Source organism: Roseofilum sp. (assembly GCF_982964205.1).
This window is the reverse complement of record NZ_CEZBFX010000002.1, coordinates 124835-136212: the sequence shown is the minus strand read 5'-3', so window position 1 is coordinate 136212 and position 11378 is coordinate 124835. Positions and strand designations below refer to the sequence as shown.

8 protein-coding genes and 1 pseudogene are annotated in these 11378 nt (G+C 45.0%); 7 read left to right on the top strand and 2 right to left on the bottom strand.

Going from position 1 to position 11378, the window contains the following annotated elements:
• Positions 1-69 precede the first annotated feature (69 nt).
• On the bottom strand, positions 70-684 hold the full coding sequence (locus AC3A14_RS01240; RefSeq protein WP_318731308.1) for a FeoA family protein: 615 nt from the start codon (positions 682-684) through the stop codon (positions 70-72).
• Between the two features lie 315 nt (positions 685-999).
• On the opposite strand from AC3A14_RS01240, the gene AC3A14_RS01235 reads away from it, so the two are divergent.
• The 7 genes and pseudogenes from AC3A14_RS01235 to AC3A14_RS01205 all read left to right on the top strand — a co-directional run bounded on the left by AC3A14_RS01235 (position 1000) and on the right by AC3A14_RS01205 (position 9785).
• The gene (locus AC3A14_RS01235) at positions 1000-1608 is read left to right on the top strand and encodes an HMA2 domain-containing protein (protein WP_318731307.1); all 609 of its coding nucleotides are present in this window, start codon (positions 1000-1002) and stop codon (positions 1606-1608) included.
• A gap of 55 nt (positions 1609-1663) precedes the next feature.
• Positions 1664-3799: a heavy metal translocating P-type ATPase gene (locus AC3A14_RS01230; protein ID WP_318731306.1), complete on the top strand. Its 2136-nt coding sequence runs from the start codon at positions 1664-1666 to the stop codon at positions 3797-3799.
• A gap of 307 nt (positions 3800-4106) precedes the next feature.
• Positions 4107-6890, top strand: a complete 2784-nt coding sequence (locus AC3A14_RS01225) for a PAS domain S-box protein (RefSeq protein WP_318731966.1) — start codon at positions 4107-4109, stop codon at positions 6888-6890.
• A 78-nt stretch (positions 6891-6968) separates the two neighbouring features.
• Positions 6969-7343, top strand: coding sequence for an ArsR/SmtB family transcription factor (locus AC3A14_RS01220; RefSeq protein WP_318731965.1), 375 nt, complete (start codon positions 6969-6971; stop codon positions 7341-7343).
• Between the two features lie 154 nt (positions 7344-7497).
• A complete protein-coding gene (locus tag AC3A14_RS01215) occupies positions 7498-8538 on the top strand; it encodes a permease (protein WP_318731964.1) in 1041 nt (346 codons plus the stop codon).
• Positions 8529-8921 (top strand): annotated as a pseudogene (locus AC3A14_RS01210) (helicase-related protein); the annotation flags it as partial. The gene AC3A14_RS01215 and the pseudogene AC3A14_RS01210, both read left to right, overlap by 10 nt.
• A 24-nt stretch (positions 8922-8945) precedes the next feature.
• Positions 8946-9785, top strand: coding sequence for a class I SAM-dependent methyltransferase (locus AC3A14_RS01205; RefSeq protein WP_318731962.1), 840 nt, complete (start codon positions 8946-8948; stop codon positions 9783-9785).
• A gap of 164 nt (positions 9786-9949) precedes the next feature.
• Here the strand turns inward: AC3A14_RS01205 and AC3A14_RS01200 are convergent, their stop codons facing one another.
• On the bottom strand, positions 9950-11296 hold the full coding sequence (locus AC3A14_RS01200; protein WP_318731961.1) for a sensor histidine kinase: 1347 nt from the start codon (positions 11294-11296) through the stop codon (positions 9950-9952).
• Positions 11297-11378: the final 82 nt, after the last annotated feature.

Here is an 11378-nt window from a genome sequence, read left to right as displayed (position 1 = left end):
GGGATAGGGGGATAGGGGGATGGGGGGATCTATTACCCATTACCTATGACCAGCGCGAAGCGAAAAGCGCTATAAACGTTCTACTTGTAAGGCTTCGGCTTCTTGTTTGCGTACAGTTAAATGAAAGCCTCGTATTTGAATTTCAACGGGATCGCCTAGGGGCGCTACGCGAATAACGGTAAATTCTGTACTTGGAGTGAGGCCCATGGAGAGGAGTTTACTTTTGTAGGCGCGATGGGTCTTTTCATAGCCGAGAATGCGCCCTTTTGTGCCTACAGCTAGGTCTCCTAAATGGAGTGTGGAGGTTGAGTTTTCCATATCTGAGTGTGGATGTAAGGATAGATTTGTGTCTGTGACTAAGACTCGTGAGGCTAGACCTGCACCTAAGCCTAAGCGGTTATCGGCGATCGCCACGACCACCGAGCCACTCCCTTGGTGACTCAAAATTTGCAACTGAGATCCTGGGGTAATTCCCATGGCTAACAGGCGAGAGATGCCCCCTTTGCCTTGAAACCCCTTGACCCATACCTGCTGTCCAGGTTGTGCTTCACTGAGCAAAAAGGCATTAACGTCTAGGCGTTCTGATGCTGCTTCCTCTTGACTATCTAGGCTCGAACTGTCTCCTATGTAGTCGTAGGAGTTGTCGTCATCATGCTGTCCTGACCCTGAAGGGTGATGGTTCATTTTTTTTCCTCTGCGTCTTTTCCTCCAACCAACAACTTGAGGGCGATTCATTGGAATTGCTAATTATTTTCATTTAGATGCCATCGACAGTCTACTCTAATCCCCAATAAATAGTGAAAGGATTAAAAAAGATTTAACCTTTAGTTCAAAAAAGTTCTTAATCTATTTTTAATCTTCACTTCTGTAATATTTCGCAAAATTCAGATAAATATTAATTTTTAATTTAGAGATCTATTTATTTCTTGACTGTGAAGTATGATGAAAGATGGATCATTTAAAGTCTCGCGACAATAAACCCAAAAATAGTTAAAAATCATGACCGACGCTGCATCTCCTTCGGACATTTCTCCTGCAACAGTGGCACAGAGTATCCAACCCTCTTCTGAGTTCAGTTCTCAATTAGGACAATGGCTAGACAATACCGGTGAAATCACTGCAATTTTACCGGTTGTCACTGGATTGTTAGTTACCAGTCGCTTACAGTTACGAGGGGCACAAGCCTTATTAGTAAACCTGACGATCGCCGCCCTAGTCCGTCAAGCGATCCAACAACTCAAGAAACAAGCCAAGCCCAACTCAGAAAACGATCAACAAGTCTTACCTGCCAGTGAAGAACAATCGAATCAAGAGGAAGAAGATTATAAAATTGTCCATTCTGTCCCTGGGAGAATTCGTTTACGCATCCCTCGTTTAATGAATGACATGCTCTATGCCAAACGCCTAGAAAAACTTCTGAGTGCCGAGTCGAAAGTCAAGCATGTGCGGACTAACCCAGCAGCAGCTTCCCTCATTATTCAATACGATGGAGAGGGCATGTCAGAATTAGAATTGGGCATGTATTTACTCAATATCCTCGATCAAGCCAATTCTACAAACCTGGATGGTCAAAGCGATCGAGATTCAGAATCTGAACGCAACAAGTAATAGGCAACAGGCAATAGATGCCCCCCCCATCCCCCACTCCTCCATCCCATACTCCATGCTAAAGACCGTTCATTCAATTCCTGGGCGAATTCGCTTGCGAGTTCCCGAACTGAAAGAAAATTCGACTTATGCTTCTCAACTGCAAGCAACCCTGTCTACTTGGCCGGGGGTGAGGCATGTTCGGATTAATCAGCTATCAGCTTCTCTAGTGGTTGGTTATACTCCTGAAGTTTTGCAGGAAGGGCAGATCAGACAGACTGTAGAGGATCGGATCGAAAAGATTAGTCAGAATCTTACTCCAGAACCACATCCTGCTCTGCCGAGTCAAGACAGTTCAGAAGGGTGGTCAAGTTTACGTCTCCCGTTGGTGGCGACTTCCCTGGCTCTGCTGAGTCGGACTCTCCCTCGATGGGTTGGCTTGCGTCCAGTGACAACGATCGCCTTTCTATTGATTGCTTTTCCAGTTGCCAAACGAGCATGGCAGAGTATTGTCAATGAACAGCGCTTAAATATTGATTGTTTGGATTTTCTGGCTCTCAGTTTAAATGCGTGGCAAGGAAAACAGGTGACTCCCATGATGGTGATCTTGCTCCATGAATTGGGGGATATCATCCGCGAACAAACGGCTAGAGCAACGGAAGTGCGGACGGCGGACTTACAAGAGGCGATCGGGCGGTTTGCTTGGGTGAAACTGGAAGAAGACCAACCCCCACAGCAAATTCCTAGCGATCGCGTGGAAGTCGGCCAGACGGTTATTGTTTACCCTGGAGAGCAAATTCCTGTCGATGGCACGGTATTGCGAGGTGAAGGCGTGATCGACCAACAGCAGCTCACTGGGGAAGCCATGCCGGTGGTTAGACAGGAAGGAGAATCGGTATTAGCTTCGACATTGCTGCGATCGGGTCAACTGTATTTGCGTGCCGATCGCGTAGGTAACCAAACCCGCGCTGCCTTGAGCCTCGCCCTATTGCAAAAAGCTCCTGTCCATGATACTCGCATGGCTAACTATGCCGAAAAAATCGCCGATCGCCTGATTTCACCCTCTCTATTTCTCGCTGCTCTCGTTTGGCTCACCACAGGCGATCCCTCTAGGGCAGCCGCTATCCTCACTCTAGACTTTGTAACCGGCATTCGTGTCTCCATTCCCACCGCCTTTTTAGGCGCTTTGAACCATACGACTCGCCATGGCATTTTGGTTCGCAGCGGTCGGACGTTAGAACAATTGGCGGAAGTGGATACAGTAGTATTTGATAAAACGGGAACCCTCACCCAAGGGATTGTCACAGTATCGGGAATTACTCCTTTCAATGGGTCATCTGAAGAGCGAGTGCTACAACTAGCCGCCGCCGCTGAACAACGGCTGAATCATCCTGTGGCTGAAGCCATTGTTGACTATGCCCATCAGAAGGGGGTAACCATTCCTTCACGGGGAGAATGGTTCTATGAACTGGGTTTAGGGGTTCGCGCTCAAATTGAAGGTCAGGAGGTTTTAGTTGGCAGTCAGCGCTTTTTACACCAGGCTGGCATTGAGTGGGAAAGTGTAGATGGCAGACAGGTAGAGACACAGATAGATGCCCCCTCTGAGATTTATGTGGCTTGTGAGCAGCAGTTTCAAGGTGTTATCCACTATCGCGATCCCCTGCGTCCAGAGAGCGATCGCCTAATTCAAACTCTACAAAAGAGTTATGGCATTGATGTTCATTTGTTAACGGGCGATCGCCCCCAACGAGCGGCTCAAGTGGCCCAGGAACTGGGTATTCCGACCTCCCAAGTGTATGCCGAAGCGTTCCCCGATGATAAGGCTCGGATTTTGCGGGATTTACACCGTTCTGGGCGGACTGTCGCCTTTGTAGGAGATGGTTTAAATGATTCGGTTGCCCTCGCTTATGCCGATGTAGCAGTGTCTTTTGAACAGGGTTCAGAGATTGCTCGGGAAACGGCGGATGTGGTGTTGATGAATAATAATTTACTCGATTTACTCGAAGCAATTTCTATTGCTCGTCAAACCCGCAATCTGATCGATCAAAATATTGCCTTGGTGGTTGCCCCTAATTTAGCGGCGTTGGGGTTAGCGTCGAGTGTGGGACTGCATCCTTTGCTAGCAACTGCTATTCACAATGGATCGGCGATCGCTGCTGGAGTTAATAGTCTGCGTCCCCTTGTCGAGCATCAGTTGACAGTTAAAAGTTAGGCAATAGGCAATGGTAGCAGCTTGGGAGAATACAGCGCAAAGCGCTGTAACGGAGTACAGTCTCATTGAGATCAGTCATTGCGAATGGAACGAAGTGGAATGAAGCAATCGCAAAATCCCCCAATCTTGGCGATTGCTTCCCTGCGGTCGCAATGACAACTCACATCTACGATCAACAATGTACCTCATAGCAGCGCGAAGCGCTGTAACTATGAGTTAACTCTCGCTTCTGAAACACAAAAAACCTTAAGTGTAGCATAAAATTAATTTGCAAGAGGTCTAATGATCTATAGCAGAAAAATATACCATGACTCAATTCATCTCTTTGATTCAATCTAAAAAAGCATACCGATTACTGATCATTTTTTTAATCTTGATCGCCCCTATCACTGCCGTTACTGGTTTTATCTATACTCAAGAGATCAAGCAAGCGAAAACCCTATTACAAATCCAGGTAACCAACAGCCTTGAAGGACAAACGGATCAAATTTCCAGAGAGTTTCAGTTAATTGTATCTGATTTGAAAATCTTAGCTGAATTGAATGAACTGCAAAATTATCTAGTTGACTCCATGGTTGAGCAACGGAATGCTCTATCCAATGAATTATTTCACTTTTCTGTCCATAAACACCTCTACGATCAAATTCGATTTTTAGATCAAACTGGACTCGAAATTGTTCGGGTTAATTTTAATAAAGGTCAGCCCTCGGTTGTGCCAGTGGAGAAACTACAAAATAAAGTCAATCGCTATTACTTTCAAGATACCTGGGTACTTCCGGCGGGAGAAATTTTTGTGTCTCCCTTTGATTTGAACATGGAACAAGGCAATATTGAACAGCCCTTAAAGCCCACGATTCGATTTGGGATGCCTGTATTCGATGAACAGGGGCAGAAACGAGGCGTGATGTTAGTGAATTATCTAGGCAATGAATTGTTAACTGAACTAAAAAAGAAAGCGCTTCATGCTCCGGGCAATCTGATGTTATTAAATGCGGAAGGATTTTGGTTTACCGGAGTTTCAGAATTGCAGCTATGGGGGTTTATGTATAGCGATCGCCCCACTGAACTCCCGCAAACGTTTGCCAAGCAGTTTCCCCAGGAATGGCAACGCATTAGTCAGGAACGTAAAAGTCAATTTTATACTAAAAATGGATTGTTTACGTTTGTCACTATCTATCCCTTAGGTGAGGGACAGAAATCTAGTACGGGCGCTCCAGATGCCTTTACTGCCAGTGATTTAGAGATCGGTGCATCCGAGTATTATTGGAAAGTGGTGTCCTATGTATCTCCGGAGGATCTCCAGGAAATTCTACTCCCTATTCGCAAAAAAATTACTCTACCGTTTCTCGGATTAACGGCGATCGTTTTAATTCTTTCGATCGGGTTAACAGATGCTAAAATTAAACACCAGGATGCAGAAATAAAGATTGAGCAACAAAATCGTTTTTTGAATAATGTCATTAACTCTCTAGCTGATGCTTTTTATGTTATTGATGCAGCTAATCATAAAATTATTACTGCCAATACTGCGGCCGAAAAACTAGGTAAAATTAAGGATGCTCAGTGTTACTCTTTAACTCATAAGTGCAATAGTATTTGTGGGGATAATATCGAGGGTTCTTCTCCCTGTCCATTAGAAATTTTGCGAAAAACAAAACAGCCTACAGTTGTAGAACATACTCATTTTGATGCCCAAGGAAATCCAATGTTTGTAGAAGTCCATGCCTATCCTATTTTGGATGCTCAAGGAAACTTGGTACAAATAATTGAGTATAGTTTAGATATTACACCTCGCCGAAAAGCGGAAGAGAAAGTGCGTCAACTTTCGCAAGCTGTAGAACAAAGTGCCAATGGTATTATTATTACGGATTTAAAAGGGAAAATTGAATATGTTAATTCCCAGTTTACTCAAATGACCGGGTATAGTTTACAAGAAGTTCAAGGAAAAACACCACGGATTTTGAATTCTGGAGCGCAGAGTAAGGCATATTATAAAGAATTATGGAAGACGATTAAATCAGGAAATGAATGGCGAGGGGAGTTTCACAACCGACGCAAGGATGGTTCTCTATACTGGGCACATGCGACCATTTCTCCTATGTTCAATGCCGATCGGAAAATGACTCATTTTTTAGGGATTCAAGAAAATATAACCGCGCGTAAGCAAGCAGAATCTGATTTGCGAGAATCCGAATATAAACTCAGACGGAAGACAGAAGAACTAGAAAAAACGTTAGCCGAATTGCGCCAGACTCAATCTCAACTCATCCAAACTGAGAAGATGTCGAGTTTAGGGCAATTAGTGGCAGGAATTGCCCATGAAATTAATAATCCGATTAGTTTTATCTATGGGAATTTAGGCTATGCAGAAACTTATATACAAGATTTAATGGGTCTGATTGAGGCTTATCAGGAAAGCTATCCTCATCCTCAGCCACAGGTAGCGGAAACGATAGAAGAGATTGATTTTGAATTTTTAATGGAAGATCTACCGAAAATTTTAGAGTCCATGAAGCAGGGAGCGAATCGTATTGATTCTATTGTTTCTTCTTTGCGGATTTTTTCTCATATGGATCAGGTGGGGATTAAAGCAGTGGATATTCATCAGGGATTGGAGAGTAGTTTAACGTTACTACAATCTAGATTACAAGGGGATCAACATCGTCGAGAGATTCAAATTAAAAAAGAGTATGCTGACTTACCCTTGGTGGAATGTTATCCCGATCAGTTAAATCAGGTGTTTATGAATTTAATGATGAATGCCATAGATGCCATTGAAGAGCGCGATCGCACTCTATTCCGTAATGACGTTCAATCCTATACTGGTCAAATCAGCATAATAACGCAATTTGTCGAGGCTGGCTTGGTGAAAATCAGTATCACTGATAATGGGATTGGGATTAAAGAGTCCATAAAATCTCGATTATTTGATCCCTTTTTTACGACCAAGGATGTGGGGCAAGGGACAGGCTTAGGACTCTCCATTGCCTATCAAATTATTACTGAGCAACATCTAGGAACCCTGGAGTATTCTTCTACGGAATGGGAAGGCACAGAATGGACGATCGCCTTACCGGTGAAGATGAACTAAGGTTTCTTCTTCGGCCATTCCCTGGATATTGAGCAGAATACCACTTGACATCCCTTCAATTTCGATTATTATAGAAATATGGAATCAACTAAAACCACTGACTTGTCTCTCGACCACATTTCAAGGGTCTTTGCTGCTCTCGGGCAATCCTCACGTTTAAAAATTGTCCGCTTACTGCTGTCCGCCAATCCAAAGGGGTTACCGGCTGGAGAGATTCAGAAGGAACTGGGGATTTCTGCGTCCACCCTGTCCCACCATCTGGACAAATTACGGCAGGTGGGTATTGTGACCGCAGAGAAAGAGCGTCAGTGGATCTGGTACAGTGTTCGATCCCAAACTCTCAAATCTCTGATCGACTTCCTGTTTGAGGAGTGTTGCACGCGCAATCAAGTCATTCCATTGGATGAAATGAACGTTGCACCAACTCGTGAATCAGAAGATGCAGAGGGTTGAGAGCAAGGGGGATATGAACTCCTTAGAGTTTTGCTATAGATAATTGACACTCCACACACGGGGATTGAAATGCAGCAGAGTTTTTGGGATTTCATATAAAAATTTTTGTTTTTTTATTTCGATATTTGCCTAAATATCAAAGGAGTTAAGTCTCATGGCAACTAATGTACTGACAAGATTGAATCGTAGCGTTCTGAAACTCGATCGGGTAGTATTGGCGATCGCCCTCATCCTTTTCTTGCTCGCCCTCATCGAACGCCCTCAAGTCTCTGATACTCTAGCGTTCACACTCAACAGTCTTTCGAGTGTCGCCCCCTTTTTATTCCTATCCATTGGAATTGCCGCGTATACCCAAGCAAGCGGTGCAGATAACCTGATCTCCAGAGCCTTTCAAGGTCGAATCTCAGTAATGGTGGTTGTCGCTTCTGTATTTGGAGCCTTTTCACCCTTTTGTTCCTGTGGCGTTATCCCCCTCATTGCCGCCTTACTCACCATGGGTGTGCCTGTCGCTGCGGTGATGGCATTCTGGCTTTCATCTCCCTTGATGGACCCGTCTATGTTCGTGCTGACAGTGGGGACGCTAGGTCTACAATTTGCGATCGCCAAAACAGTCGCAACCATTGGTATCGGATTATTAGGTGGTTTTGGCACCCTAGCCCTGATCCGTTCCGGTGTTGCCCTCCGAGCCTTTACCCAACCCCTACGTGAAGGAGTGGGAAATGGAGGCTGTGGGGGCAGTCGAGTCCGCAAACCCAAGCCTATCGTCTGGAAATTCTGGCAGCAAGTCGAGCGACGACAAAAATTTTGGCACAGTGCCGGTAAAAACGCCTGGTTCTTAGGAAAATGGCTCGCTTTAGCCTTCATGATTGAGAGCCTGATGCTCGTTTACATCCCCAATGCTTGGATTCAGACCCTAGTTGGTGATAGCAGTTTTCTCTCCATTGTAGGCGCTGCAATCGTCGGTATTCCCCTCTATCTCAATGGCTTTGCCGCCTTGCCTCTCATTGGCGGACTGATTCAACAGGGAATGGCACCAGGAGCTGGCATGGCCTTTCTGTTAGCTGGTGGTGCAACCAGCATCCCCGCAATGATTGCTGTGTTCGCCCTCGCTCGTCGTCCCGTCTTTTTGGCCTATCTGAGCTTTGCCTTTATTGGCTCTGTCATAGCTGGCCTAGTGTATGCTGTCATCTTTTAGGGGTGATTGGGGAATATATAGAACAACTGAAAACTTTAGCTGAGTTATCTCAGTTTCCTCTAATTACCGGCAAAACAACTCAGAAGCAACGGGAAGTTCTTTTTCAGCAATTTCGGGATGGAGACATAGATGGCTTCGTATTGTCTCGGGTAGGAAATTTTGCCCTTGACTTACCCGATGCGGATGTCTTGATTCAGGTTTTTGGTAAGTATGGTTCTCGACAGGAGGAAGCGCAGCGCTTAGGGCGAATTCTGCGTCCTAAATCAGATAGGAGAACAGCCAGATTTTACACTTTGGTTTCCTTAAGGACTTGTGAAGAAGATTTTGCCCGTCACCGACAGTTATTTTTAACCAAGCCAGGTTACGATTATGAGATTAACTAAGAGTAGAATAAATATGGAGTGAAAATGTTTGACGAATTAGAAAAAATTAACGAATGCCCCGAACCATTCCAATTTTACACCGCAAGCGATCTCTGGACTGATGAACATACATCAAAGCAGATGCTCTCGTTTCATCTTAATCCAGCCATTAATGTTTCTTCGAGAAAAGCTGAATTCATCAATCGATCGGTGGAATGGATCGCATCTGAGTTCAACATCGGCAGTGAAACTTATTTAGCTGATTTCGGCTGTGGTCCTGGACTGTATGCAAGCCGTTTGGCGAAACGCGACGCATCTGTAACCGGCATCGATTTCTCGAAGAGATCCATCGAGTACGGAAGGAAAATTGCAGCCCGCGAACAATTAAATATCAGCTATATAAATCAGAACTACCTCAATTTTGACACAGAAGAACGATTCGATCTCGTACTGATGATTATGTGTGATTTCTGCGCCCTTAGTCCAACACAAAGAAAAAAAATACTAGACCTATTCCATAAGATTTTGAAACCGAGCGGTTCAGTCCTACTTGATGTTTATTCCCTGGCTGCATTTGAACAAAGGGAAGAAACGGCAACATATGAGGTGAACCAACTCAACGGTTTCTGGTCACCTCACAAGTATTACGGCTTTCTAAATACCTTCAAATACAATCAAGAGAAGGTAGTGCTGGACAAGTACACAATTATTGAGTCAGAGCGAACCAGATATGTGTACAACTGGTTGCAATATTTTACGCCAGAGGAGCTTGAGAGTGAGTTGGTTAATGCTGGTTTTGCAATTAAAGGGATCTATTCCGACGTTGCGGGAACCCCTTACGATCGACAATCGAGAGAATTTGCCGTCATTGCCAATAGAGTGTAGAAGTGTAGATCGCCACAGAACAATACCATACCGGGTGCATCTCATATTTGGATCGGATCTATTTTTAAGGGTGGGCAGGAGGATAAGCGGCATCATTCAAATTACACAACCCTATCCTGCACACCCTAACCGATACTTTAATTGATTACCCAGATTTGATACGATTAATTGATCGGAATATCTGCCTCAACTTGACAGCCTTTCCCTGACGCACTCTTGATTTCAAAGCGTCCACCGATCGCCTGAATTCGGTCTTGCATTCCTCGCAACCCAAATCCTGTAGAATTGAGATTCCGCTCAAACCCTTGTCCATTATCCTGCAAACGCAAACACACCATTCCACTCGCTTCCATCAGATACACTTGTACCCGCGTTGCCTCACTATGACGCGCCACATTCGTTAGAGCCTCCTGAACCACCCGATACAGCGCTGTTGAGCATTTTTTAGATAACGCTGATCTCACCTTAAACTTGCACTCAATGCGAATTCCCGTCGTCTGCTTCACTTCTTGCAATAACTCCATCAGAGCAGCTTCAAACGTCTTCCCCTTCAACGGATCGGCTCGCAGAGCAGACACCGAATGGCGCACATCCTTCAGTGCTTCTTTCCCTAACCGTTGTGCTTCCTTTAAATACCCCTGAGCCTTAGGGGGATCTTCAGCTAAGAACACCGTTGTATTCTCCAACTGGATACTCTGAGCGGTTAAATAATGACCAACCGAATCATGAATCTCACGGGCAATACGATTTCTCTCTTGCAATGCCGCTTGATTTTCCACCAACAGGGCATATTGGCGGAGTTCCCGATGAGCTTCCTTTAAATCTTGTCGGCTTTTTTTTTCACTCAATAGCGCTCCCACCAATAACAGAACCAGCACTAATACCCATCCAAATAAAAGAGCTGAATTAACGGTTAAGTGCAGAACAAACCCTTGGGATCTTGGAGACAAAAACTCCATCAAATCGGCAGGTTGCTCCACCTTACGGGACAAATAATGAAAAAATCCCACCCGTTTCAGAATTGTTCCCATCAACATCCCCAGAAACGAAACATAAGCCACCAATGCCACCATCACCCGTCCGCGCCAGGGAAACATCAAACAGCCTCGAATGACAACTACTAGCAAGAGAGCAGAAAAAAACGTTGCCCCTCGCCCCCCAAAGGCAACTGCCAAGCCACTCAAACCAAACCCTAAAGTGGTATACAGTGCCTGATAAATCCATGGGTGATGGACTTGGGGCAAGCGCAAACCCATTAATCCCAAACTACCAATACTGGCGAGAATTCCAGGAATAAACCGGCTGGGATTTCCTGGGCGACTCGGTGGCATGGGAGGATGGGGGGGGAGTATTTCCCAACCCTGGGGACGCGGAGGCGGTGAAAAATGAATAGCATCGGGAGAGGGGGCAAAGGTTGCGAACACCGCAATTGCCAGTAAAATCCATTCTAAGTAAAGCAAAAGATAAAATGGATGATTAGAATAAGATTTCCATCCAGAAAAACGTCCCATGGCTTCCCCCTGTCCTCATCTTGCACAAATCTGTGAATCTATACCCGATCTTACGGGAACTTTTTCACAGAATCGAGGATCT